A 25116-nucleotide genomic window follows, 5' to 3' on the forward strand; every position below is an offset into this window, starting at 1 on the left:
GAAATCACGTTAGCCCCATGGAAATCATTCTAATATCTACGGCGTTTATCGCTGGGTTTGCAGCGTTGAAATGCAATCTTCCTCCGTTAGTCGGCTTCTTGCTTGCGGGTTTTGCACTGCACGCTTTTGGTTTTGAAAGTAACCTCACTATCACTACGCTCGCAGATCTCGGTGTAACATTATTGTTGTTCACCATCGGCCTAAAACTTGACATCAAAACTCTGCTCTCAAAAGAAATATGGGCTGGCGCTACTGTTCATAACCTTCTCTCAACGTTACTTTTTACAGCGGCATTCGTTGGCCTCAAGTTTCTCGGAATCTCATCTCTCGCTGAGATGGAGTTGAACCACCTTATTTTGCTCGCATTTGCCCTATCATTCTCCAGTACGGTATTTGCCGTTAAGTCATTACAAGAAAAAGGGGAAATGAACGCTACCTATGGCACACTGGCTATCGGCATTTTAATCATGCAAGATATTTTTGCCGTTGTGTTCCTCACTGCTTCAACAGGAAAACTGCCGCATTGGTATGCAATCATTTTGTTCGCCCTGCCGTTGCTGCGTCCACTGTTCTACAAAATTTTGGACTGGGTGGGTCACGGAGAAATGCTGGTGCTATGCGGCATTTTCTTTGCCCTAGTAGCCGGAGCAGGACTATTCGAACTCGTAGGCATGAAAGCAGACTTAGGTGCGCTGGTGCTGGGCATGTTGCTCGCAGGTCATAGGAAGTCCTCTGAACTTGCCAAATCTCTCTTTAACATGAAGGAGCTCTTCTTGGTCTGCTTCTTCCTCAACATCGGCTTATCAGCGTCTCTCAGTTTAACTGGTGTCTCTTTAGCACTGCTCATACTGCTCTTGCTGCCACTTAAAGGTCTGCTCTACTTCCTGACCATCAATCATTTCAAGTTTCGTGTACGTACGTCTCTGCTCGCTTCGTTAACACTATTTAACTACAGCGAGTTTGGTCTTATCGTAGGCGGTCTAGCCTACAAAATGGGCTGGATGCCAAGTGATATTTTGGTCGCCTTAGCGGTAGCCGTGTCGCTTTCGTTTATTATTGCCGCGCCGTTAAACAAAATGGGGCATCAGATTTATCAACACTCAGGCAAATGGCTTCAGGAAACGGCAGCAGAGAAACTCAATCAACGCGATCAGTTGATCAATCCGGGGAATGCTCAAGTTCTCATCCTCGGTATGGGCCGCATCGGGACGGGGGCCTATGATGAACTACGCGCACGTTACGGAAAAATCAGTTTAGGTGTTGAAGTGCGTGAAGAAGCGGCGCAGTACCATCGCGAAGAAGGTAGAAATGTGATTGCTGGAGACGCCACCGACCCAGACTTTTGGGAGCGTATTCTTGATACAGCGAATGTGAAACTGGTTTTGCTGGCCATGCCCCACCACCAAGGTAATCAAACGGCGCTCGAACAGCTCAAACGTCGAAATTATCAAGGACAAATTGCGGCAATTGCCGAGTACTCCGACCAATTAGAGACACTCACCAACAGTGGCGTACACGCAGCCTTTAACATTTACAACGAGGCAGGTAGCGGCTTTGCACGCCATGTGTGTCAACAACTCAAACCAGAGTTCACACCGCCAACGAGTTAATCAACAAAACGAGTCAAAGCAAAAAGGTGGCCCATTGGCCACCCTTTGATATTTTCTCGATAGACAAATGCCATTAGATCTTCGGTGTGTGCGTACTGACACCATGGTTTTGTCCACGATGACGCAGTAAGTGGTCCATCACCACAATCGCTAACATGGCTTCTGCGATCGGCACTGCTCGGATACCAACACAAGGGTCGTGTCGACCTTTGGTAATGAGTTGTGTGGATTCACCATCCACATTGATGGTGTCCCCTGGCACTGTGATGCTGGACGTTGGCTTCAACGCAATATTGGCAACGATGTCTTGCCCAGTTGAGATGCCGCCCAGAATACCACCAGCATGGTTACTGCCAAAACCCTGAGGAGAAAGCGTATCGCGGTGTTGACTGCCTTTTTGACTCACGACATCAAAGCCATCACCAATCTCCACTCCTTTCACCGCATTAATGCTCATCAAAGCATGAGCTATGTCCGCATCAAGTCGGTCAAAGACAGGTTCACCCAAACCGACAGGTACATTGGTGGCAACCACTTGAATTTTCGCGCCGATCGAATCGCCTTCTTTTTTCAAATCTCGGATCAGTTGATCAAAAGCCTCAACTTTGTCGACGTCGGGACAGAAGAATGGGTTGTTCTCAATTTCGTTCCAATCCACTTTATCAATCGCAACGTCGCCCATTTGTGAAAGGTAAGCACGGATTTCAACGCCAAATTCTTGCTTGAGGTATTTCTTCGCAATCGCGCCTGCTGCCACTCGCATTGCCGTTTCACGTGCCGAAGAACGGCCACCACCGCGGTAATCACGAATTCCGTATTTTTGGTGATAGGTGTAATCGGCATGGCCTGGGCGGAATTTATCTTTGATTTCTGAATAATCTTTTGAACGTTGATCGGTATTCTCAATCAACAAACCAATTGATGTGCCCGTCGTTTTTCCTTCAAACACACCAGAAAGAATTTTCACTTCATCCGGCTCGCGTCGTTGGGTAGTGTAACGCGATGTCCCTGGGCGACGGCGATCCAGATCGGTTTGAAGATCCGCTTCACTAATCTCGAGCCCTGGGGGACACCCGTCCACGATACATCCTAGTGCGATACCGTGACTTTCTCCGAATGTCGTCACTCGAAAATGTTGTCCGATACTGTTTCCTGCCATTACTTCCTCAAATTTGTTAGCGCTGTAAACTGCGCTATACATTCCAATTCTTCGTGAATTCATAGTGGCGCTATTGCGTTTTGATGTAAACCCCTAAAACGATCAATTTTGTCTTTTTCGGTCGCTTCGAAAAAAAACGCCCGCTTAAATCATTAAAGCGGGCGTTTTCTCAAAAAGTGTCAGCAAAAGGGGTTAATGCTTAGTCTTTGTATAGACGGAAATCTTCCGCACACTCCAACAACTGCTCGCGCGTTAGCAAGAAGACGCCATGGCCGCCGTTTTCAAATTCCAGCCAAGTGAATGGAATATGTGGATATTGCTCCATCATGTGAACCATCGAGTTACCCACCTCACAGACTAAAATACCTTTCTCTGTTAGGTAATCTGGCGCATTAGCGAGAATACGGCGAACCAGTTTCAAACCGTCCGTACCCGCGGCTAAGCCTAGTGCTGGCTCGTGGGTAAATTCGATTGGTAAACTGTTCATGTCCTCTTCATCCACATACGGTGGATTGGTCACGATGATGTTGTATTGCTCTTTTGGCAAATCACGGAATAGATCGGAACGAATAGGGAAAACTTGTTGCTCCATACCGTGATCTTGGATGTTCTGCTCAGCAACCGCTAGCGCGTCTGCAGAAATGTCAATCGCATCCACTTCCGCTTCTGGGAAGGCATGTGCACATGCAATAGCGATACAGCCACTGCCCGTACACAAATCCATAATGCGCACAGGCTCTTCAATAAGCCAAGGTTCAAACTGTGCTTGGATCAATTCACCAATTGGTGAGCGTGGCACAAGTACACGCTGATCAACAAAAAACTCTAAGCCACAAAACCAAGCTTTATTGGTTAGGTATGCCGTCGGCGTGCGCTCATTGATACGTTTCACCACACGTTCAACAACGCGCAAACGCTCGCTGCTGGTTAGGCGAGAATTCAATACATGTGGAGGCACATCAATCGGCAAATAGAGGGTTGGTAGGATCAACTGAACGGCTTCATCCCATGCATTATCGGTACCATGACCATAAAACAAGTTCGCGGCATTAAAACGGCTCACCGTCCAACGAATCATGTCTTGAAGGGTATGAAGCTCAGAAACGGCCTCTTCTACAAAAATCTTATCCAAAATTGCCTCCGAAAAGCGCTACAATACTGCCAATGATATAAATATTTAGTGTTAAACCCATGAGTAACAAAGACAACGACCTTGACGACGATTTCTCATTATTCCGGGAAGCAGTACAGGGCATAAAAAAGTTGCCTCAGGATACCATAGTCCAGCAACCAAACAGAAATACTAAACAAAAAGAAATCAAGCGCGTGAGCCGTGAAGCAAGTGATTCTGAATTCTATTTTTCAGACGAGTTTGTTCCTCTTTTAAGCGAAGAAGGGCCGACCCGTTACGCACGTGACGACGTATCCACCTATGAAGTCAAACGCTTGCGACGCGGGGTATATGTTCCCGATGTGTTTCTTGATATGCATGGGATGACACAACAAGAAGCCAAGCGCGAACTCGGTGCAATGATAGCGTACTGTGTGAAAAATGAAGTGCATTGTGCCTGTGTGCAGCACGGCATCGGGAAGCACATTCTCAAACAAAAAACGCCGCTATGGCTCGCGCAACATCCTGATGTCATGGCCTTTCACCAAGCACCACTAGAGTTTGGCGGTGATGGCGCCTTACTTGTTCTGATCTCAATCCCTGAGAAATAAACCCTCTAACGCCTGCAGGCAGGTTTCTCCTGCAGCGCTCTTCTGAGCACTTTGCCCACCCTAGCTACGGTCTTAAACTAAATCGGATTTCGCCACGATGTAGGGCAGGTTCAAACTCAATACAAACCATGCCAGAAGTCGGAAACATCGGCGCAGACATATCTTTGACAAATTCTGCCGTTAGGTAACCCACAAGCGGAAGATGAGACACAAGAAGAATTTGCTCTGGCTGCTCAACTTCAATCAATGCACACAGGTAATCATACACTTGCTCAGACTGACCATAAGGGGTGATGTCTTCGCACGTTTCAACCACATCGGCTTGAAAATAACCACTGATTTCCTGCCAAGTTTGCTGTGCTCTCAGATAAGGGCTCACTAAGACCTTATTAAAATGAGTGATGCCTTGCTCTGCGCACGCTTTTGCAACCACATCTGACTCTAAACGACCTCGTGAGGTCAAAGCACGTTGCGCATCACTCTCAGCGAAATGCTCTGCCTCACCGTGACGCATGATTAGTACTTTCATGTAATATCCTTGGACTTTTATCGATTCGAAAATGCGATGACGGAGGACTCTCGATCTTGCTGCATTTTTCGAGCCGTTTTTGTGTGTCTAACACACTTTGTCGATTGTTAATTTGATTATCTGCTCGACTCAGCCACGACAATTATATCAATTCGCTTGCTAAAGACTTCGACTTTCTTAACAATCTGTTAAAGAGAGGTACGCAAAGCGTTATCAATCTCAATATTCACTATGGAAATACCACAGAGAATTTGCACCCGCTCTTTTCAGGTTCATAATAACAATATTGACATTTTCGGAGATGCAACGTGCACTTAAGCCCAAACGACAACCATCAATACCGATACCTGACGCTCGACAATGCGTTGCGGGTGTTGTTAATCAGCTCCGAAGACGCCACAAAATCTGCTGCTGCACTTGCGGTCAACGTTGGCCACTTTGATGACCCAGACGAGAGACATGGCTTAGCGCACTATCTTGAGCACATGCTCTTTTTGGGGACGGAAAAATACCCTAAAGTTGGCGATTTTCAAAGCTATATTAGCCAACACGGCGGAAGCAACAATGCTTGGACAGGAACGGAGCACACCTGTTTCTTTTTTGACGTCAGCTCGAATGTCTTCGAAAAAGCCCTCGACCGATTTAGTCAGTTTTTTGTCGCCCCTCTTTTCAATGAAGAAGCGCTGGATAAAGAACGTCAAGCGGTAGAATCGGAATATCGACTTAAACTCAACGATGACTCACGTCGTTTCTATCAGGTGAATAAAGAAGTGGTTAATCCACTTCATCCATTTGCTAAATTTTCTGTTGGCAATCTTGATACTCTTGATGATCGCAATGGCATCTCTATTCGGCAAGAAGTCGTCGATTTCTATCGTTCTCATTATTCTGCCGATTTGATGACGCTCACCGTCTATGGACCACAATCCCTTGATGAACTGCAGCACTGGGTAGAAGAGAAATTTGGCGAGATTACCAATAACCAACGCCAAGGTAAGACGATTAGTGTGCCCATCATTGGTGATAACAGCACTGGTGTGACGGTGAGTATTGAACCACTCAAAGAGATCCGTAAGTTAGTGCTCACCTTCCCTTTCCCAGGTATGGACCAGCATTACGCCATCAAACCTCTTTCTTATTTTGCCCATCTTTTAGGCTATGAGGGCGAAGGCAGTTTAATGCTGGGGTTGAAGAACAAAAATTGGATCACCTCGCTCTCAGCTGGCGGTGGCGCGGCGGGTAGTAACTATCGCGATTTCACCATCAGCTGCACACTAACCAAACAAGGCCTCGAACACACCGATGAGATTATTCAGGCCGTTTTCCAATACATCCGTTTAATCAAAGCGGAGGGTCTGGAAGAGTGGCGTTACAAAGAGAAGCAAGCGGTACTTGAGTCGGCTTTCCGTTTCCAGGAGCCCTCTCGTCCTCTCGATATGGTGAGCCATTTAGTGGTCAACATGCAACACTATCGACCTGAAGACACCATTTACGGTGACTATATGATGGTGGGTTATGACGAAGCATTGCTGAGCTCTCTGTTTGAGTACTTCACCATTGATAATTTACGTGTCACGCTAATTGCAAAAGGGATAGAAACCGATCGCGAAGCGGCGTGGTATTTCACACCTTATAAAGTGGTACCACTAAGCCTTGAGCAACGTGAGAGCTATGCGCGGATCAACCCTGGCTGGGGATTCGATTTACCCGCAAAGAACCCCTTTATCTGTTACGATCTAGACCCAACACCACTTGAAAGTGATGAAGAGCTCCCTCAACTGATTGAAGATCTCGAAGGGTTCCGTTTGTGGCACCTGCAAGATACCGAGTTTCGTGTTCCGAAAGGGGTGTTGTATGTTGCTATCGATAGCCCTCATGCCGTAGCATCGGCAAAAAATATTGTTAAAACACGTCTTTGTGTCGAGATGTTTTTGGACTCATTAGCAAAAGAAACCTACCAAGCTGAAATCGCTGGTATGGGATACAACATGTATGCCCATCAAGGTGGCGTCACCCTCACGCTCTCCGGTTTTTCTCAAAAACTGCCTCAACTGCTTGAAATGATTCTAAAGCGGTTTGCGACTCGGGATTTCAACCCAATTCGCTTCGACAACATCAAAAAACAACTGTTACGAAGCTGGCGCAACGCGGCGCAAGATCGTCCTATTTCGCAACTGTTCAATGCAATGACGGGCATTTTACAACCAAACAACCCACCATTTTCGACGCTCATTGAAGCACTACAACAGATCGATGTGGAGGAGTTGGCCGATTTCGTCGATGAAATATTGGCGGAGCTGCACGTGGAAATGTTTGTCTATGGTGATTGGCAACGCCAGCAAGCACATGACATGGCAACAACACTCAAAAATGCGCTACGTGTGAAAGAGCAACGCTATGAAGAAGCCTTACGTCCACTGATTATGCTTGGCGCTAATGGCAGCTTCCAACGAGAAGTGGAGTGCGGACAACAAGATTCTGCCGTGGTGATTTACCATCAATGTGAAGATACTTCGCCGCACAGCATCGCACTTTACTCTCTTGCTAATCACTTGATGTCAGCCACTTTCTTCCACGAGATTCGCACTAAGCAGCAGCTTGGCTACATGGTCGGCACTGGCAACATGCCACTTAACAAACACCCTGGTATTGTGCTGTATGTGCAGTCGCCGAATTCTGCGCCGGCAGAGCTTGTACGCTCCATTGACGAGTTCCTAAACGCATTTTACATGGTACTGTTAGAGCTAAACGAGTACGAATGGCACAGCAGTAAACGAGGGCTTTGGAATCAAATAGCGGCGCCAGATACAACCTTGCGTAATCGAGCACAACGCCTATGGGTGGCCATTGGCAACAAAGATACCGATTTCAACCAACGCGAAAAGGTCTTAGCCGAACTAAAAGGCTTAACGCGCGCTGACATGATCCGTTTTGTCGTTAACGAACTCAAACCAAGAACTGCGAATCGCTTGGTGATGCACACACAGGGCATTGCCCATGCAGAAGAACCTAAGATTCATCTTGGGCAAGAGATCGGATCGATTGAAGAGTTTCAATTGAGGCCGAAAGATACCGGCCTCGGTTAACTCAAAGTGAACTGAATGCATAGACAAATTGGCTAGACAAACAAAACAGGCTACCTTCGGTAGCCTGTTTTGTTTCAAACGCTTTCTCGACACTTACTCAGGGTAGAACTTACGCCCTTCACCAGCGCGAGTTAGCAAACCATCACACGGCGCAAATCGGTCGCCATACTTCTCGGCAAGCTGATTCATTTTCTCCACCAACTCTTTCAAACCGAATTGGTCCATATAGCGGAATGGCCCACCCAAGAAAGGAGGGAATCCAATGCCAAAAATAGCGCCGATATCACCATCGCGAGGGGAACGAATAATGCCATCATCCAAGCAACGGACGGCTTCATTCAACATAGGAAGCACACAACGCAAAGCGATGTCTTTATCACTGAGTTTCGATTCTGGCGTTAGCTTGAGCAGCTTATACACCGATTTATCGACCTCTTTTTTCTTCCCTTTGTAGGTGTAGAAACCTTTGCCACTCTTGCGTCCTTTGCGGCCATCGTTGAGCAGTACATCAAACACATCCGGACCCTTAAAACGAGCACCGAGCTCAGCGACAAGGATAGGCATTATCTTCGCGCCGATATCCACCCCAACTTCATCGAGCAGAGTGATTGGCCCGACAGGGAAACCAAAATCCAGTAACGCCGAGTCTATCTTCTCGATAGGTTCGTTTGCCAACAGAATATGGGCAGACTCATTCATGTAAGGCGCTAAGATACGGTTCACAAAGAAACCAGCTTGATCTTTGACCACAATCGGCGTTTTGCCCTGCTTCTTCGCCAATGCCACCACCGTTGCAATGGTTTCTTGCGACGTCGTTTCATGTGGAATGACTTCTACCAACGGCATTTTTTCCACCGGGCTAAAGTAATGCAAGCCAACGACGTTTTCAGGGCGCTGCGCTTTTTCTGCAATTTTATGGATTGGCAGTGAAGAGGTGTTGGTGGCAAAAATGGTTTCTGGTTTAGCATTTGCTTCAATATCCGCCACCATTTGCTGCTTGAGTGTTAAATCTTCAAACACCGCCTCAATCACCACATCGGTGCGATTGAAACTGGTGAAATCTGTTCCACCGCTCAGTTGCATCATTTTGCTTTGCAGTTGAGCCTTGGACAAAATACGACGCTTGTACTGCTTATCAAACAGCTTGTGGTTGTATTTCAACGCATTGAGAACACCATCGTTGCTCACATCTTTAATACGAGCAGGCACTTTGGCTTTGCCCACTGTCACATGGCCAATGCCTGCGCCCATTAACCCGCCACCTAAAACGCCCACCATTGACACTTGGCTTGGTTTGGCATCGCTACCGGTTTCTTTCTTCATTTCAGTCGTGGCAAAGAAAATCGAGCGCAGCGCTTTTGATTCATTGCTCATGACCAGTTCACCAAAGCGCTTCGCTTCCAGCTCAAGCCCTTGCTTCATACCCTTTTCAAGGCCATGTTGAATTACGTGTAAAATTGCTACGGTCGCAGGGTAATTACCGCGCGTTTTTTCGTGGGTTTTCTTCGCCGCTTGTTCAAACACAAACTTACGCCCTAGCCCACTGCCAGAAAGCAGTTTCTCTTTGGTAGAGACTTTTTGCTTGGCGCGTTTTTTGCCTTTTTCAACCAACTGTTTTGCGACATCCAACAGAATGGTTTGTGGAACACATTCGTCGACAACGCCCAGTTTCTTCGCTTTTTTGGCTCTCAGTTGCTTACCTGTCAGGATAAGATCTAGCGATGGCAATAAACCAATCAAGCGAGGCAAACGTTGAGTCCCGCCAGACCCTGGCAACAAGCCTAGTTGCACTTCGGGTAAACCTAACCGCGTGATATCGTCGTCACTGCATACGCGAAAATCACACGCCAGTGCCAACTCTAAGCCACCACCTAAACAAGGGCCGTGGATCGCCGCAACAACAGGATAGGGTAAGTCAGAGAGTTGCTGAAACAACTCTTGTCCTTGGCGTGCTAGTGCTTCTGCTTCAGGCGCTGTTTTACACGCTTCAAGCATACGCACGTCTGCGCCCGCGACAAAGTTGTCAGGTTTCAATGAGTGAATGATCAGACCTTTCAGACCACTACTGTCTTTTAGCTGAGAAAAAATCGCTTTCATCTCTTCAGCGAACGCAGCTTGAAGTGTGTTCATTTTTTCGTTTGGAACATCAATGCCAAGCCACGCAATGTTCTGTTCATCAATCTTCAGATTAAATGCTTTTTGCTCGCTCATTATTCAACCTCCAGAATCATCGCAGCACCCAAGCCACCTGCCGCACACGCGGTATTCAATGCTAAACCTCCACCACGACGTTTCAACTCACGTAGAGTCTGCGTCATCATCCGCGCACCAGTGGCGGCAAATGGGTGACCATAAGCAATCGAACCACCCAACACATTGAACTTATCCATATCGATTTCACCAATCGCTTTGGAACGGCCAAGGTTCTCTTGGGCGAACTTATCGGAAGCAAACATTTTCACGTTAGCCAAGGCTTGAGCGGCAAAGGCTTCATGCATGTCAATTAAGGTAAGATCTGAGAGTTCCAAACCGGTATTTTTCAACACTTTTGCGGTTGCATAGGAAGGCCCCATCAGCATATCAGTCTCGACACCGATAGCAGAAAACGCATAGCCACGGATGTAACCGAGAATCTCTAGACCAAGCTCTTTTGCTCGCCCTTCGCGCATCAGCATTACTGCCGCCGCACCATCAGTCAGTGGCGTACTATTAGCCGCAGTGACCGTGCCGAATTGACGATCAAACGCAGGGCGAAGTTTGGCATAGCCTTCCAATGTGGAATCATGGCGGATGTTATTGTCTTCTGCGATCCACTTTTTATAAGGTTCGGGAAACGCCGTCATTACCTCTCCGGCAATTTTGCCATCACGCCACGCCTGAGAGGCCAGAGTGTGAGAGCGATGCGCCAAAGCATCTTGTTCTGCACGAGTAATGCCATGAGTTTTCGCCATCTGCTCCGCGGTTTGGCCCATAGACAAACCCGTAGAGTATTCGGCCACTGCTGGGGGAACAGGCATCAGATCTTTTAAACCTAAGCTTGAAAGCACCTTAAGTTTTTGACCTAGTGTTTTGGTTTTACTAAGAGCCAACAAGCTCGCTGCCAATTTTTTGGATACGCCAATCGGCAGAACAGAAGAAGAATCCGCACCGCCAGCGATGCCAATATCGATTGCGCCTGCCATGATGCTCTCTGCTACGTTCACTGCCGATTGAAAGCTCGTTGCACAAGCACGGGTCACGCTGTAAGCATCGGTGTGAATGTTCATGCCTGTCCCTAGCACGATTTCACGCGCTATATTGGGTGCTTCTGGCATCTGCACGACTTGGCCAAACACCACTTGCTCAATCAACTTCGGATCGATGTCGGTACGTGCCAACAGATCACTCACAACCATCTTGCCAAGATCCACAGCGGGTACTTGGCTGAACTCCGTGCTTTGACGAGCAAAGGGGGTTCTCAACCCCGCCACAATAGCTACACGCTCACCATGGCGTGTTTTCACTTCCTGCTTGCCCATTGTTTCTCCTTAATAACAAGAGGTCTGACCTGACGCATTGTAATCATTTTGTTAAATTTATCAAACGTGCGTTTAAATAAACGTGAGGTTAGTAGATCTATTGTTCTAACTCAAACTTAGATTACTTTTACTTCAATAACTTACAAAGGAATATTGCAAAAGGTTTCAATGGCAAGTGGAATGCAGGCAAAAAAAAACCACACAAAACTGTGTGGTCGGAATCGGTATAAAACAATTAACTTACGCCAATTGAAAATAATCAGTTTCCTGATTAGGAGAAAGTAAAGTCAGCCTTCAAAAGGAAGTGTCATCTTGCTCAACACGCTAACCCAAAGGGTTAACTAGATGACAGGGTTTACTATAGCCAGTTTGTCGTTACAGATTTTGAATTAGATCAATTTTATGGTGGTTTTGCGCTAACAGATTGGCAAGTTAGCCGATATTCCCGACTTACTCTGATCTTCATCATCTAAATGGCATTTTTTAGACTTTTCCAAACCAGACCTATCGACAACCTTTTGACTTAAACTGATTGGTATAGAGCGCTCTTGTTCAACTTGAAGATCGAATCGTCTCTGACGTTAACACGCCGTTAGACCGATGTTTGCCATTATCGGAACGCATGTAGCATTTCCTTTATCAATAATTACGTTAGACTGACCAACAGGTCGTTCGATTGACAAAACCAATAGGAATCATGCCATTATTGTTGGCTTCCTATTTCCACACAGAGCAGGTATGGAGGCTCCTGTGGCAATATTTAAAATATTCGGAAAGAAAACCTCTGACACTCCGGTCAATACGGAAATGGACAGACAAAAAAAATACGAAGCGCTTGTAAGAGCCTATCACCGAGATTTGTATCGCTATGCGTACTGGCTTTGCAAAGATCAATCTGTAGCAGAAGATCTCGTGCAAGAAACCTGCCTCAGAGCTTGGAAATCTCTCGATAGCCTGCAAGACGAAAAGGCCGCAAAATCTTGGCTCATTACCATATTGAGACGAGAGAATGCTCGTCGTTTTGAAAGAAAGCAATTCGATCTCGTGGACATCGAAGATTATGGCAACGAAGCCAAAGTCAATGATGATGACCACCACCAGCAAGAATGGCTGCAAGCGCAAATCATGAAATTGGATATCGAATATCGAGAGCCGCTGTTTCTTCAAGTTGTTGGTGGGTTTAGTGGTGATGAGATAAGCGATATTTTGGATTTAAACAAAAATACGGTGATGACACGTTTGTTTCGCGCCAGAAACCAACTGAAAGAACTGTTAGACTCAGACCAAACTCAAAGGGGGCAAAAAAATGGATGATTTAGAATTTCGTCGCCGTATTTTGTCGGACCCGAAAAGCCGTGACCAAGAGATTTTGCAAGCACTCGATAGCAGTGACTCCAATGCAAAGTTTGCTCAAGATGTGCTGGATTTGGATGCGCAAATCAAACAAGCGATGAAAGTGGAAGTGCCGGAAGAGCTTGTTGACAAAATCTTGCTTAAGCAAACCTCTTACGCAAGTGAGGATAAAATCGTCAGACCGAGTTTCGTCCGCAAAGCCATGGCCCTTGCCGCCTCTTTTGCGTTTACCGCTGGTTTACTGGTTGGACAAATTAACTGGGGCAACTTATTGGTTTCACCGGCGCAAGCAAGCCTAGCAGACACCGCGATACAGCATGTTGTTGCTGAAAGTGCCTTTGTACGACACATTGATGAGCAAGTCACGTCCATACAGATCAACGCCAAGTTATCACCATTGGAGTATTACTTTAATGATAACTTCCCGTATCACGTGTACTACCTCAATCACTGTGGTTTTGGCCATACCAATGCACTGCACATGATTTTCCAAGGAGAGAAAGGCAAGATTACGCTGTTTATCGCCCCAATTAAGAGCTCAGCAGAAGCGGATTTCGCCAAAGATGGTATGAATGGCATTATCGTTCCTGTTGGGGATACCAGCTTAATCTTGGTGGGTGAAAACGGCGAAGAGACAAAGAAATTTGCTGACAAACTGGCACCAATGATTAAACCGCTCGTTTAATCGCTATTTCACCGTCAAAAGCCGCAAGTTACCGCTAACTTGCGGCTTTTTGCTTTATTAATTCACACAAAATCATTCACCAAAACAATGCCTATAGAGTTAAAACTCTATTTTATGCGTTTTAGCTGCTTATTCCTGCCAGATATCCGCCAATTTTGCAATTTTCATTCATTTTAACTCAATGGTCGGATTTGTATCTGCTACGCTTACGACTAGGATCAGCCACCAACTGAGCAAATGCTCAAAAACAACGCCCATTTAGAGGCGGTAACAAAAAGGAATAATGAAATGACTCAGAACATGCGTCTGTTTAAAAAGTCTCTTCTCGCAGTGACTGTTGCATTGGCTTCAGGCCAAACAATGGCAGCAGGTTTCCAGCTTAACGCACAATCTGCAACAGGTCTCGGCCGTGCTTTTGCCGGCGATGCCGTCATTGCAGATAACGCCTCCGTCATGGCGCGCAACCCTGCCGCGATGGCACTTTTCGATGATATGGAGCTGTCGCTAGGCTTTGTTTCCATTACATCAAAGATCAAAGTAAAAGATGCTCAATATTCACAGAACAATCTAGTTGTTCAAGGAATGTCATATACGAGCGAATCAAATTACGGCGATGCTGGTGATACTTCCATTGCGCCTAATATTCACCTGATTGTGCCAGTGAATGAACAGTTCGCTTGGGGTGTTAATGCATACACCAACTTTGGCACCAAAACAGAGTTTGATGATTCTTTTGTTGGTACAGAATATGGCGGTTTGACAGACGTAAAGAGTATGAACCTTGGTTTAGCCGGTTCTTACCGCGTCAATGAGCAGCTAAGCTTTGGTCTGGGTTTAGATTTGATCTACGGTAAAGGCAAGCTTCAGAGATCGATGCGAGTATACCACCCAGCCAACGGTGCTGTACTACAGACACAAACCGCGTTGGATGCCGATGCTGATGGCTGGGCGCTTGGTTTCAACTTGGGTACCGTCTACGAGCTTGATGAAGATAACCGCTTTGGTTTCTCCTACCGATACAGCCCAGATTTAGAAGCGGATGGCAAAGTCAATTACGTTGGTTCAGGTAAAGGTGAGATTGACGATACTTTGATCATGCCTCTGCCAGATATGGCTGAGTTTTCTGGCTACCATCGCTTGAATGAGCAGTTCGCTGTTCACTATAGTGTGCAATGGATCGGCTGGGCGGAGTTCGATAAGCTGGAAGCGAAAAAAAGCGGCGTGCTAAATGAGTACCAATGGCAAGACGGCATGCACTATTCAATCGGTGGTACTTATTTCCTAAACCAAGATTGGACATTACGTGCTGGTTACATGTATGACACCAGCGCACAAGACCAGATTACCTCGGTTTCAGTACCAGATTCAGATCGCCAATGGTTGTCTGCCGGTTTCACATATCATATTGATCAAAAATCGAACATCGATTTCGGTTTCACCTACTTGATGGGTGAAGATGTTAAGGTATCGGAAAGCACCGACTTAACCCCTGCGGGCTCAGGCCTGCCAGCTAACACCGTAGGCACGACGTTCACTGGTACAACACATGCGGACGCAATTCTAGTCGGCTTACAATACAGCCGTTCGTTCTAATTTTAGATTAGAGCAAACCTCTATGCTAAAGGGCTGGTCTACCAGCCCTTTTTCTTTATTTTCCCTACTGCATCTCACTATTTCAGAGCACAACTGTTTGCTGGATTGGCCATTTCATTACACGCGTGTACGCTCAAATTTCAAAACAAGCCGATAACAAACAGAACGTTAACGAGATAAACTTTATATTTTTAGATAAATACTCTAAATACACTGTTTTATTGGCATTTGGTTTTTAAAGTATTTACTCAAGATCTACAATCCGTTCCCACATATCCACTTTTTCAGCGAACAAACATAATGAAAACCAACAAGACTCTTCTATCTACAGCCGTCGCTTTTGGCCTACTTTCTAGTGCCAATCTTGCCAATGCTGCAGGCTTCCAACTAGCAGAATACTCGGCAACAGGCCTTGGCCGCGCATACGCGGGTGAAGCTGCGATGGCAGACAACGCAAGCGCACAGTGGCGTAACCCTGCGATGCTAACCTACCTAGAGGGTACACAAGTCTCTGTTGGCGCGATTTATGTGAACCCAAATATTGATGTGGAAGGCGAAGTTCGCCATCCGATGCACGGAAATACTGCGGCAAGCTCTGAAGATTTTGCCCACGACGCAATTATTCCAAACCTTTACATCTCACACCGTTACAATGATCAACTTGCGATTGGTTTTGCACTAGGCACCAACTACGGTATGGAAACTGACCTAGGCAAAGATTTCACTGCCTCTCATTTCGGCAACGAAGCCAGCGTGATCAGTAAAGAAGCGAACTTAAACCTCGCTTACCAACTGAATGAGCAGTTCAGCATTGGCGGTGGTGTTCGCTACATTATTGCTGAAGGTAGCTTTGGTGCTACAGCACCAAAAAAGAATATTTTGGGCGTTCAACAAGGCACTACTCTAAAATATATGGAAGGTGATGACACCGCGTGGGGTTGGCAAATTGGCTCCGCATGGCAGATCAACGAAAATCATCGTGTAGGCTTTACCTACAAATCTGAAGTAGAACTAAAATTGGAAGGCCATGCTGAAGGGTTTGGCTTCAATAAAATCCTTGGAGACACCCGAGATTTCTACGATACAGGCAGTATGACTCTATCACTACCAGCAACAGCCGAACTTGCAAGCTTCCACCAGCTTTCTGAACAGCTAGCGCTACATACCAGTATTAACTGGACAGACTGGAGCAGTTTTAAAGAACTTTATGCCGATTTAGACAACAATCCAGGCTCGACGGTTAAAGAAGAACACTGGAAAGACAACTACCGCTTTGCCGTTGGTGCAACATACCAACTACAGCCTAAACTGGCGCTAAGAACCGGTATTGCTTATGACACCTCAGCCGTGAGCGACAAAAACCGTACCATTACCATTCCAGAAACCGATCGTACTTGGTTGAGCATCGGTGCAACATACGACTGGACGCAAGATTTCACTCTAGACGCGGGCTTTACTTACATCATAGCCAAAGATGCGCCAATTAAGGAATCACGTGGTTACAGTTCAGACGAAGCGGCACAAGCAGTTGGTGGCCAGTTTGTCGGTGAAACCACGGGCAACGTGTGGCTCATTGGTGTTCAAGCGAACTACCGCTTCTAATTTCGTTCATACGCAGATCAAAAAGGGCTTAGTGTTAACTAAGCCCTTTTGTCTTTTAATATTCTTCAAGATACTGATCGAGAAGTGCTTCTTCCTCTTCATCGACGCCATCTTTATTGATTTCTGCTTTAAACGCTTGCCGTTGTAAGTACACACCACGCGTTAACGCGTAAGGGTCTGGCGATGAATTGAGCTGTGCTTCTTGATTAACCAATAACGCCCGTTTTTCCATCCCTTCTAATGCCCACTTACCCAATCCGGCCCAGAAGTTTAGGTAAACCAAAGGCACATACATGCCATCAACCGTATCGGTCACTTCTCTAACCGTATAAGGCCCATAGCCTGGCAGCATCAAAAAGGGACCATTGCCAACGCCATAATGACCAATAGCGTCACTGAACGCTTTATCATCATGCTTAGTAATCCCCGCGGCGGTAGCAATATCAATCAAACCTAACAAGCCAAATGTAGAGTTGATCCAAAAACGGTTAAAGTGTTCCACCGCGCGTTGACCATTACCCATGATAATGTTGTTCACCATGCTAGAGGGTTCATCAAGGTTTGATAGAAAATTAGCAACCCCAACTCGAACAGGAGACGGCGTGTACTCTACGTAAGCCAGAGAGACTGGACGCACCAAATAAGGATCGAGATACTCGTAGTTGAGTGTCCACATAGAACGGTTGAACGACTCAAATGGGTCACCGTCATAATGATCGGTTTCTGTCGATGTTCCATCGGCCTGCCCTTCTTGGTCCTTCGGCGCGCTTGCGCAACCAGAGAGACCAAAGATCAGCAACGATAACATCGCGAAGGATTTCCCTTTGCTGTACATTCTGAATTCCATTGTTGATGAAGGACAATATCAAGAGCAAAAAATAAGGCCAGCTTTCACTGACCTTAATGATTCTACTTGATAGCCAGCGAGATTAGTATTGATTATTAATACTCAGCGTCACCGGCGCACCGAGTGCGACAGGCTCACTTTCGCCATACCAGTCACCTTGCTTTGTCGCCACATTACCATCGCTATCGATGCGCGCGCGCACAATCAGTTCACTCAGATTAGAAAGCTGCTGCCCTTGCATCATGCTGTTTCCATCATCGAGCACGACGGTACGAGGAAAGGTACCGAGCGGATAGCGAGCTGCAGCAATAGGCATTGGCGAACCGTCCGCGTTGTGTACCGAGACGATCAGTACTGAATTCGGATCCGCCTGCACTTGTGGGCTAAGCTCGATGGTCACTGCGACACTCTTACCAGCAGCCCCCTTTTCGCCCATGCGCTGCTTAGCGCTTTCAATGCTGCGAGCAAGCATTTCGTAGCGGCTATCTTGTGGCCCAATCATTTGCTGCATAATACTCCAGTATTTAACCGCAGCAGCAAAGTCTTGACGTTCAAACGCATCAAATGCCAACAAAGAGAACACTCGAAGATCGACATAATCCTCACGTACCAACTGGCTCAAAATCGAACGAGCCGTATTTTGGTCCATTTCGTCTTGTGACAACATCAAAGCTTGCGCGTAACCCAGCTGAATATCGGCATCTTTTGGCTGCAGATCAAATGCTTTTTGCATCGCATCAATGGCGGTGTTGACGTCGCGATTCGCCAGAGCAATGCGGCCAAGTAACAACCACCCTGTCGCATCATCAGGCTGATAATGTAAACGAGTGCGCAGCGCCAAGGTGAGATCCGTCATCTCATCGTCACTGAGCGGTTCAGCCGTTGAGGACATCAGCTTTTTCGAAAGCTCAGGCAAGTTCGCATTGACTTCTTGCCATTTCACCACATCTTGATAGGCGCCAAATTTGATGTATAACCCATAGCTCAGTGCCACGGTCAACACAATTGAGGGGATCAAAACCGCCATCGGTGAAATTTTGCTTTCACCCTGCTTCTTTGCATCAGGAATATCGTCTAATAACGATTGTTTGAGATCGGCAATCAGGTCCTGCTGATCTTCTACTAACCCTTCAGAGGCTTCTTCTTGAAGCTCAGAAAGGCGATCTTTATAAAATGCTTTGTTGAGCTCATCACGTAACACATCATCAGTATTGGCTTTTTGCTTAAGCATCGGCATAGCAATAAGTGCACACGCAACTAAAATCAGAGCGACAGTGGATAACCAAAAAAGTGTCATTATTGTTTGTCTCCGTTGTTCTCTTCATCTAACAAGGCCTTAAGACGGGCTTCTTTATCATCATCCCAAGATTCGCCACTACCTTCACTTACACTTTTTCGCTTACGACTTCGTAGCACAATCAAGGTGAATCCAATCACGATCACGCCCAATGGGCCCAGCCAAAGTATCGATGTAGCAAGCGTCAATGGTGGGTTGTAAGTCACAAAGTTTCCATAGCGGGCAATCATGTAATCAACGATTTCGTCCTTTGACTTGCCTTCTTTGGTCATCTCATACACCTTTTGACGCAGGTCTTGCGCCAGCTCCGCATTCGAATCGGAAATGGTGTTGTTCTGACATTTTGGACAGCGCAACGTATGACCTAACTCTTTGAACTGCTGTTCTTGCTCTAAGTTATCAAATTCATACACTTCAATGGCAGCGTGCGCAGCAAGTGAAAGAGTAAAAGTCGCCAATACAACTAGAAGGAATTTTTTCATTGTTTCGCCTCCTCAACCAACTGGTTGTAAAGCGGCTCTAGCTTTTCCGACCAGTTACGTGGATTGACGTCACCGACATGGCGATAACGAATAATTCCATTCGCATCAATAATGAAGGTTTCTGGCGCACCGTAGACACCCAGATCTAAACCAAGCATGCCGTTACCATCGAACAGGCTAATTAGATATGGGTTGCCTAAGTCATTTAACCAACCCACCGCTTTGGTACGATCATCTTTGTAGTTCATACCAATGATTTTTACGCCCTTGCCAGCAAGCTCATTAAGGTATTGATGCTCTGCATAACACGTTGGGCACCAAGTCGCCCAAACGTTTAACAGCAGCGGCTCCCCTTTAAAGATCGACTGATCGTAAAGCTTGCCCGGCTCTGCCAAATCTTCCAATTTAAACGTCGGCACCGATTTACCCACTAACACCGATTCAAGCTTGGTTGGGTCATCGCCATGTTGGTTTTTAATCAACTGAGTGGCGAAAATCACCGCAAGTGCCATAAAGGCAACCAGCGGAACAAACAAAATTTTCTTGTTCATTTTATGCCTCTTGTTCTTCTAGCTTCGCTTTGGCATCGGCTTTATTGCTCTTGCGGAAACGGTAACGTCTGTCCGACATCGCCAATAGACCACCGAATGACATAATCAAAGAACCTGCCCAGATCCAACGTACAAACGGTTTGTAGTAAATACGTACCGCCCAAGAACGGTTATCTTCCAAGCGCTCACCCATAGCAATGTACAGATCACGAGTAATACCACGATCGATTGCCGCCTCTGTCATCATCGATTTCGCGGTGCGATAGAAGCGCTTCTCGGCATGCAGTGTATTAACGTACTGACCGTTATGAGTGATTTCAAAGTCTGCGATATAACCATCGTAGTTCGGGCCATTCTTGTCGCGAAGACCTGAGAAATAGAAATCGTAACCCTGAATTTGGAAATGCTCGCCAGGCGCTAAACGCACATCGCGTTCAATACTGTAGTTTTGCACCATCGCAATACCAATCACCGTCACTGCGAGACCAATATGTCCCAACATCATTGCCCAGTGACTACGTTGTAGCTTACGAACGCCAGTCAAGAATGAATGACGATGCGTTGCACGTTCATAAAGCTCGAAGCCGTGCATTGCGATGATCCAAATCGCCATCACCCAGCCGATGTATGCCATCACGTCAAAGAAATCGGCAAACAGGTACACACATAAATAACCGAGCGAAAAGGCAGCAACGCCAGAAACCAACATAGGTCTGATGAGGTGCGAAAGCTGATCACGCTTCCAACGGATCAAAGGTCCAATGCCAAGCAAGAAAGCAAATGGCATCATCAACCACGCAAACAGCATGTCGAAGAATGGTGCACCAATGGAAACAGACCCCAAACCGATCTGCTTGTGAACTAGCGGCAGTAACGTACCGACTAACACCACGACTAACGCGGCGATCAACAAGACATTGTTGCCAAGAAGCATGTTCTCACGTGAAATCAGGTCGAAGTTACCACGCACACGTACTGCTGCGCCTTTTACCGCGAAAAGGAGGAGTGAACCGCCAATAACAAAAACGAGGAAGCCAAGAATGAACATGCCTCGTGATGGGTCAGAGGCAAATGCATGAACAGAAACCAAAATACCCGATCGCACTAGGAAGGTACCTAGTAAGCTCAACGAGAACGCTGAGATCGCCAGTAGTACTGTCCACGCTTTAAAGGTGCCACGTTTTTCTGTCACCGCGAGAGAGTGCATCAGCGCAGTGCCCGCGAGCCAAGGCATAAAGGAGGCGTTTTCTACGGGATCCCAGAACCACCAGCCACCCCAGCCAAGCTCATAGTAAGCCCACCAAGAACCCAATGCGATACCTAAGGTAAGGAATACCCATGCTGCGGTCGTCCATGGACGAGACCAACGTGCCCACGCAGTGTCTAATCGACCTGTCATCAGCGAGGCGATGGCAAAAGAGAATGCCACTGAGAAACCCACGTACCCCATGTAAAGCATTGGTGGGTGAACAATCAAACCTGGGTCTTGCAATAACGGGTTAAGATCTCGACCATCAACCGGGAAGAAAGGCAAGGTGCGTAGGAATGGATTTGACGTCAAGATGATAAACAGTAGGAAACCAACGGAAATCATCCCCATAACTGCGAGCACGCGAGCAACCGATTCTTGAGGCATTCCACGACTAAAGGTCGCGACGGCAACCGTCCATGCTGCTTGGATCAACACCCAAAGCAGTAATGAACCTTCGTGCGCGCCCCATACCGCTGTTAAACGATAGTACCAAGGAAGCTGACTGTTCGAGTTACTGGCAACATATTGCAGCGTAAAATCATTCGCGTAAAAACCGTAACATAGAACGATAAATGAGATAAACAGCATCACAAACATCGCCCAAGATAAAGGGCGAGCGCTGTTCATCAACATGGTATTGTTGTTTGACGCCCCCCAAAGAGGCAATATGCTCAATAGTACCGCCATCGCTAAAGAGACGATGAGGGCAAAGTGACCGATTTCTGCAATCATTGGTCGCTTCCTTGTTTTTGTTCTTCAGAATATTGTAACGGTGCGTGCGTCTTCTTCATTGCTTCAGCAATTTCAGGTGGCATGTATTCTTCATCGTGTTTTGCAAGGACTTCAAATGCTTCAACCGTGGTTGCATCTTTCAAAACGCCTTGAGCGACGATCCCCTGACCTTCACGAAATAAATCAGGAAGAATCCCTTCGTACTCGATAGTCACCTTTGGACCGACATCGGCAAGATCAAAACTGACTTTCAGTGACTGCGGGTCACGACGTACAGAACCTGTGACCACCATACCGCCAATACGCAAACGCTGTCCGACGGTTGGCGTTGTGCCATCCTCTTTACCATTTACCAACTCGGTTGGGGTATAGAATAGATCCATGTTTTGGTTCAATGCATAAATCATTAAACCAATCGTGGCGCTCACACCAATAAAGATGGCTAAAATAATGCCGAGTCTCTTTTGACGTCTTGGATTCATAGAGTGTTCTCCATATTCTTCGCGGCATCAATTCGAGCCTGACGGTCTATCTTCGCTTTCACTTCATTCAACAGCGCATTGCTGCGGCGTAAGCTGCTAATCAGAAGAATAAGCATCGACAAAAATGTTATGCCGAACGCTCCCCACACGTAGGAGGCATAGCCTCCCATCGCAAAAAATTCGCTCAGAGATTCAAAATGCATGTTCTAAAACCCTCACTGAGTTTTTTCGAGTGCTAATTCACGCACCCAAGGACGATGACTTTCTTTACTGATGATTTCGTTGCGAAAACGCACCATAGTCACCGCCGCAAAGAAAAAAGCAAAACCCAAAATGTTCAGGAGCAATGGCCAGAGCATGTCTGAAGCAATCGAAGGTTTAGCAAACTTAGTGATCGTTGCACCTTGATGCAAGGTGTTCCACCACTCAACCGAAAAGTGAATAATTGGCAGGTTGATCACGCCAACGATCGCCAGAATCCCTGCTGCTTTCGCCGCCGTTTTTTGGTCATCAAAGGCGTGGTAAAGTGCAATCACACCCAAATAAAGGAAAAGAAGAATCAGTTCAGAAGTCAGGCGAGCATCCCAAACCCACCATGTACCCCACATTGGTTTCCCCCAGACTGCACCAGTCACTAACGCGATAAAGGTATACACCGCACCAATCGGGGCCATTGCAAGCGCCGCCATCTCTGACAAACGAATTTGCCAAACCAAGCCAATGAAGGCCGCGATGGCCATCGACATATACACCCCCATCGACCAAATAGCCGAAGGCACATGAATGTAGATGATTCTGAAGCTGTCGCCTTGCTGATAGTCAGCCGGAGCATATGCTAAGCCCCATACTGTACCGACTACCAAAAAGATCAGGGCTAAAACGGAAAACCAAGGCAACAACTTACCACTTAGCTGGTAGGCTGTTTCTGGCTTTGCATAAGGATGGAGCCATTTCCACATGTTTAGTTCTCACTCTTACTTCACTCAGGCACAAACTTAGCGTGTTACACTAGCAGTGCTGTAATAATAATTCTTTGATCCGATATTGTATTAATGTCGGTAATTTTTTAGTTAACACTGACTCTCAACGCAGCGCCGATAGCAAAAGGGGTGAGTGTCATGCCGCCAACGAGCATGGCACCCAAAATGGCCAACTGGCCGTTATACGCCATTCCCAACGCTGCGGCATCAATTGCAGACGTCGCAAAAATCAAAATTGGGATATAAAGCGGTAAAACCAATAAGCTCAACAATACCCCCCCTTTTTGCAGTCCTACGGTTAGGGCAACACCAATTGCTCCAATAAAACTTAGCGTTGGTGTACCAAGCAATAGGGTTAAGACCACCGATAACCAAGTATTGAAATCTAACGACAACAAAATGGCCAACAACGGGCTAATGAGAATCAGTGGCAAACCTGTCAATAACCAATGTGCTATGACCTTTGAAATCACTACAAGTTGCAAAGGAATTGGCATCAGCATCATTTGCTCAAGTGCACCATCTTGAAAATCATCGCGAAACAGACGCTCTAAAGATAATAGAGCGGATAGCAATGCCGCTACCCAAACAATACCTGCTGCAATACGCGCTAACAAATTCGGCTCGGGGCCGATGCTGAGAGGGAACAGGGTAATAACTATGATAAAAAACCAAAGTGGGTTCAAAATATCGGCTTGGCGTCGAAAAGCAATAAGCAGCTCACGGCGAATAATGGTTGTCATTGCAGAAATCATCTCAATCACCCAACTTAATTTTTCTGAGTTTCGGGCTATCTGCAAACATATCTTGGTGTGTCGTCAAGATTACGATGCCCCCATTATCAACATGGTTGGAAAACAGAGACTCAAGCACTTTCACCCCCTGCTTGTCGATGGCAGTTAACGGCTCATCAAGAATCCAAAGGATCTGATTGCTTAACCAAAGGCGGGCCAACGCCACGCGCCTCTGCTGCCCGGCAGACAACTGTGCGACGGGTACATCTTCACGTCCCGCCAAGCCAACCTGAGTCAGGGCGTGAAAAATCCGTTCTGAAGAGGAGTCTGAATTATGAATCGATTGATAAAAGCGTAAATTTTCAAACGCGGTAAGCTCTCTTTTCACCCCAGTTTGATGGCCTAAGAAAAGCAAATCTTGATGGAACTGGTCGCGGCTTTTTTCAATCGCCTCCCCTTTCCATTTGATGGAGCCTTCGTCTCTGTCGCCAAGCCCTGTCACGATTCGAAGTAGCGTGGTTTTACCAGTACCGTTTCGACCCTCAATCTGCACCAACTCACCGGGTTTGATTTCAAACTGAAGATTTTCAAAAAGCACGCGTTCATCGCGAATTGCGGTTAAATGGGAAACTTCTAGCATAAGGCTTCATAGCGACACAAATTTGAGGGGTATATTAACACAGCTAATTAGTTACAAGACAGGACAACAAACCCTCTATGTTTGTCAGTTGGTGAGAATTTGTTAACCTGTTATCACATTTATTTAAATTTACCTCTATAGAGTGATAAGTATCTCAATTCTTTCACTTTCCCTGAACAAAACTCTCCACTAGCTCGGTCACGACTCACTATTGTGCTTTGCAGCGCAAAATAACAAAAAAGAAGCCGAAGCTTCTTTTTCT

22 protein-coding genes are annotated in these 25116 nt (G+C 46.5%); 7 read left to right on the forward strand and 15 right to left on the reverse strand.

Going from position 1 to position 25116, the window contains the following annotated elements:
* Window positions 1–17 precede the first annotated feature (17 nt).
* Window positions 18–1610, forward strand: a complete 1593-nt coding sequence (locus FC652_RS11560) for a cation:proton antiporter family protein (protein ID WP_176298675.1) — start codon at window positions 18–20, stop codon at window positions 1608–1610.
* A gap of 73 nt (window positions 1611–1683) precedes the next feature.
* Here FC652_RS11560 and aroC read toward each other — a convergent pair whose 3' ends face one another.
* Window positions 1684–2769, reverse strand: coding sequence for a chorismate synthase (aroC, locus tag FC652_RS11565; protein ID WP_176298735.1), 1086 nt, complete (start codon window positions 2767–2769; stop codon window positions 1684–1686).
* 199 nt (window positions 2770–2968) lie between these two features.
* Window positions 2969–3901 (reverse strand): 50S ribosomal protein L3 N(5)-glutamine methyltransferase, encoded by a 933-nt coding sequence (gene prmB / locus FC652_RS11570; RefSeq protein ID WP_176298676.1) that lies wholly within the window; start codon window positions 3899–3901, stop codon window positions 2969–2971.
* Between the two features lie 59 nt (window positions 3902–3960).
* Between prmB and smrB the strand changes: the two genes are divergently transcribed.
* Window positions 3961–4491 carry an endonuclease SmrB gene (gene smrB, locus FC652_RS11575; RefSeq protein ID WP_176298677.1) on the forward strand — a complete coding sequence of 177 codons (531 nt, stop codon included), beginning with the start codon at window positions 3961–3963 and terminating at the stop codon, window positions 4489–4491.
* A gap of 64 nt (window positions 4492–4555) precedes the next feature.
* Here smrB and sixA read toward each other — a convergent pair whose 3' ends face one another.
* Window positions 4556–5020 carry a phosphohistidine phosphatase SixA gene (gene sixA / locus FC652_RS11580; RefSeq protein ID WP_176298678.1) on the reverse strand — a complete coding sequence of 155 codons (465 nt, stop codon included), beginning with the start codon at window positions 5018–5020 and terminating at the stop codon, window positions 4556–4558.
* Between the two features lie 308 nt (window positions 5021–5328).
* Here sixA and FC652_RS11585 point away from each other — a divergent pair, with 308 nt between their 5' ends.
* Entirely contained in the window at window positions 5329–8106 is a 2778-nt protein-coding gene (locus FC652_RS11585) for an insulinase family protein (protein ID WP_176298679.1), read from the forward strand.
* Between the two features lie 93 nt (window positions 8107–8199).
* Here FC652_RS11585 and fadJ read toward each other — a convergent pair whose 3' ends face one another.
* Complete coding sequence (fadJ, locus tag FC652_RS11590) at window positions 8200–10317, reverse strand: fatty acid oxidation complex subunit alpha FadJ (RefSeq protein ID WP_176298680.1); 2118 nt, start codon at window positions 10315–10317, stop codon at window positions 8200–8202.
* Window positions 10317–11624 carry an acetyl-CoA C-acyltransferase FadI gene (gene fadI, locus FC652_RS11595; protein WP_176298681.1) on the reverse strand — a complete coding sequence of 436 codons (1308 nt, stop codon included), beginning with the start codon at window positions 11622–11624 and terminating at the stop codon, window positions 10317–10319. Before fadI ends, fadJ begins: the two co-directional genes overlap by 1 nt.
* 738 nt (window positions 11625–12362) lie before the next feature.
* Here fadI and FC652_RS11600 point away from each other — a divergent pair.
* From FC652_RS11600 to FC652_RS11615, 4 genes are all read left to right on the forward strand, one after another.
* Window positions 12363–12938, forward strand: a complete 576-nt coding sequence (locus FC652_RS11600; RefSeq protein ID WP_176298682.1) for a sigma-70 family RNA polymerase sigma factor — start codon at window positions 12363–12365, stop codon at window positions 12936–12938.
* Complete coding sequence (locus FC652_RS11605) at window positions 12931–13662, forward strand: DUF3379 domain-containing protein (RefSeq protein WP_176298683.1); 732 nt, start codon at window positions 12931–12933, stop codon at window positions 13660–13662. Before FC652_RS11600 ends, FC652_RS11605 begins: the two co-directional genes overlap by 8 nt.
* 288 nt (window positions 13663–13950) lie before the next feature.
* Window positions 13951–15255: an outer membrane protein transport protein gene (locus FC652_RS11610; RefSeq protein ID WP_176298684.1), complete on the forward strand. Its 1305-nt coding sequence runs from the start codon at window positions 13951–13953 to the stop codon at window positions 15253–15255.
* A 300-nt stretch (window positions 15256–15555) separates the two neighbouring features.
* Window positions 15556–16857: an outer membrane protein transport protein gene (locus FC652_RS11615; protein WP_176298685.1), complete on the forward strand. Its 1302-nt coding sequence runs from the start codon at window positions 15556–15558 to the stop codon at window positions 16855–16857.
* Between the two features lie 55 nt (window positions 16858–16912).
* Here FC652_RS11615 and FC652_RS11620 read toward each other — a convergent pair whose 3' ends face one another.
* The 10 genes from FC652_RS11620 to ccmA form a co-directional block, all read right to left on the reverse strand.
* On the reverse strand, window positions 16913–17704 hold the full coding sequence (locus FC652_RS11620; protein WP_176298686.1) for a VacJ family lipoprotein: 792 nt from the start codon (window positions 17702–17704) through the stop codon (window positions 16913–16915).
* Window positions 17705–17786: 82 nt separating this feature from the next.
* On the reverse strand, window positions 17787–19001 hold the full coding sequence (gene ccmI, locus FC652_RS11625) for a c-type cytochrome biogenesis protein CcmI (RefSeq protein ID WP_176298687.1): 1215 nt from the start codon (window positions 18999–19001) through the stop codon (window positions 17787–17789).
* On the reverse strand, window positions 19001–19483 hold the full coding sequence (locus tag FC652_RS11630) for a cytochrome c-type biogenesis protein (protein ID WP_176298688.1): 483 nt from the start codon (window positions 19481–19483) through the stop codon (window positions 19001–19003). The genes ccmI and FC652_RS11630 overlap by 1 nt, the downstream gene beginning before the upstream one ends.
* Window positions 19480–20034 (reverse strand): DsbE family thiol:disulfide interchange protein, encoded by a 555-nt coding sequence (locus FC652_RS11635; RefSeq protein WP_176298689.1) that lies wholly within the window; start codon window positions 20032–20034, stop codon window positions 19480–19482. The genes FC652_RS11630 and FC652_RS11635 overlap by 4 nt, the downstream gene beginning before the upstream one ends.
* Before the next feature lies 1 nt (window position 20035).
* Window positions 20036–22018, reverse strand: a complete 1983-nt coding sequence (locus FC652_RS11640; protein ID WP_176298690.1) for a heme lyase CcmF/NrfE family subunit — start codon at window positions 22016–22018, stop codon at window positions 20036–20038.
* Entirely contained in the window at window positions 22015–22500 is a 486-nt protein-coding gene (ccmE, locus tag FC652_RS11645; protein ID WP_176298691.1) for a cytochrome c maturation protein CcmE, read from the reverse strand. The genes FC652_RS11640 and ccmE overlap by 4 nt, the downstream gene beginning before the upstream one ends.
* A complete protein-coding gene (gene ccmD, locus FC652_RS11650; protein ID WP_176298692.1) occupies window positions 22497–22703 on the reverse strand; it encodes a heme exporter protein CcmD in 207 nt (68 codons plus the stop codon). Before ccmD ends, ccmE begins: the two co-directional genes overlap by 4 nt.
* Window positions 22704–22715: 12 nt before the next feature.
* Window positions 22716–23459 (reverse strand): heme ABC transporter permease, encoded by a 744-nt coding sequence (locus FC652_RS11655; RefSeq protein ID WP_176298693.1) that lies wholly within the window; start codon window positions 23457–23459, stop codon window positions 22716–22718.
* Window positions 23460–23566: 107 nt separating this feature from the next.
* A complete protein-coding gene (ccmB, locus tag FC652_RS11660; RefSeq protein ID WP_176298694.1) occupies window positions 23567–24235 on the reverse strand; it encodes a heme exporter protein CcmB in 669 nt (222 codons plus the stop codon).
* Window position 24236: 1 nt separating this feature from the next.
* A complete protein-coding gene (gene ccmA, locus FC652_RS11665; protein ID WP_176298695.1) occupies window positions 24237–24854 on the reverse strand; it encodes a cytochrome c biogenesis heme-transporting ATPase CcmA in 618 nt (205 codons plus the stop codon).
* Between the last annotated feature and the right edge of the window lie 262 nt (window positions 24855–25116).

Origin of the sequence: Vibrio sp. 05-20-BW147, assembly GCF_013369385.1 — a bacterium.
Taxonomy (GTDB): Bacteria; Pseudomonadota; Gammaproteobacteria; order Enterobacterales; family Vibrionaceae; genus Vibrio; species Vibrio floridensis.

Excerpts from the sequence above, each read along its gene's own strand:
- FC652_RS11560 (WP_176298675.1), top strand. The coding sequence starts at position 18 with ATGGAAATCATTCTAATATCTACGGCGTTTATCGCTGGGTTTGCAGCG.
- aroC (WP_176298735.1), bottom strand. The coding sequence starts at position 2,769 with ATGGCAGGAAACAGTATCGGACAACATTTTCGAGTGACGACATTCGGA.
- smrB (WP_176298677.1), top strand. The coding sequence starts at position 3,961 with ATGAGTAACAAAGACAACGACCTTGACGACGATTTCTCATTATTCCGG.
- sixA (WP_176298678.1), bottom strand. The coding sequence starts at position 5,020 with ATGAAAGTACTAATCATGCGTCACGGTGAGGCAGAGCATTTCGCTGAG.
- fadJ (WP_176298680.1), bottom strand. The coding sequence starts at position 10,317 with ATGAGCGAGCAAAAAGCATTTAATCTGAAGATTGATGAACAGAACATT.
- fadI (WP_176298681.1), bottom strand. The coding sequence starts at position 11,624 with ATGGGCAAGCAGGAAGTGAAAACACGCCATGGTGAGCGTGTAGCTATT.
- FC652_RS11600 (WP_176298682.1), top strand. The coding sequence starts at position 12,363 with ATGGAGGCTCCTGTGGCAATATTTAAAATATTCGGAAAGAAAACCTCT.
- FC652_RS11605 (WP_176298683.1), top strand. The coding sequence starts at position 12,931 with ATGGATGATTTAGAATTTCGTCGCCGTATTTTGTCGGACCCGAAAAGC.
- FC652_RS11610 (WP_176298684.1), top strand. The coding sequence starts at position 13,951 with ATGACTCAGAACATGCGTCTGTTTAAAAAGTCTCTTCTCGCAGTGACT.
- FC652_RS11615 (WP_176298685.1), top strand. The coding sequence starts at position 15,556 with ATGAAAACCAACAAGACTCTTCTATCTACAGCCGTCGCTTTTGGCCTA.
- FC652_RS11620 (WP_176298686.1), bottom strand. The coding sequence starts at position 17,704 with ATGGAATTCAGAATGTACAGCAAAGGGAAATCCTTCGCGATGTTATCG.
- ccmI (WP_176298687.1), bottom strand. The coding sequence starts at position 19,001 with ATGACACTTTTTTGGTTATCCACTGTCGCTCTGATTTTAGTTGCGTGT.
- FC652_RS11630 (WP_176298688.1), bottom strand. The coding sequence starts at position 19,483 with ATGAAAAAATTCCTTCTAGTTGTATTGGCGACTTTTACTCTTTCACTT.
- FC652_RS11635 (WP_176298689.1), bottom strand. The coding sequence starts at position 20,034 with ATGAACAAGAAAATTTTGTTTGTTCCGCTGGTTGCCTTTATGGCACTT.
- FC652_RS11640 (WP_176298690.1), bottom strand. The coding sequence starts at position 22,018 with ATGATTGCAGAAATCGGTCACTTTGCCCTCATCGTCTCTTTAGCGATG.
- ccmE (WP_176298691.1), bottom strand. The coding sequence starts at position 22,500 with ATGAATCCAAGACGTCAAAAGAGACTCGGCATTATTTTAGCCATCTTT.
- ccmD (WP_176298692.1), bottom strand. The coding sequence starts at position 22,703 with ATGCATTTTGAATCTCTGAGCGAATTTTTTGCGATGGGAGGCTATGCC.
- FC652_RS11655 (WP_176298693.1), bottom strand. The coding sequence starts at position 23,459 with ATGTGGAAATGGCTCCATCCTTATGCAAAGCCAGAAACAGCCTACCAG.
- ccmB (WP_176298694.1), bottom strand. The coding sequence starts at position 24,235 with ATGATTTCTGCAATGACAACCATTATTCGCCGTGAGCTGCTTATTGCT.
- ccmA (WP_176298695.1), bottom strand. The coding sequence starts at position 24,854 with ATGCTAGAAGTTTCCCATTTAACCGCAATTCGCGATGAACGCGTGCTT.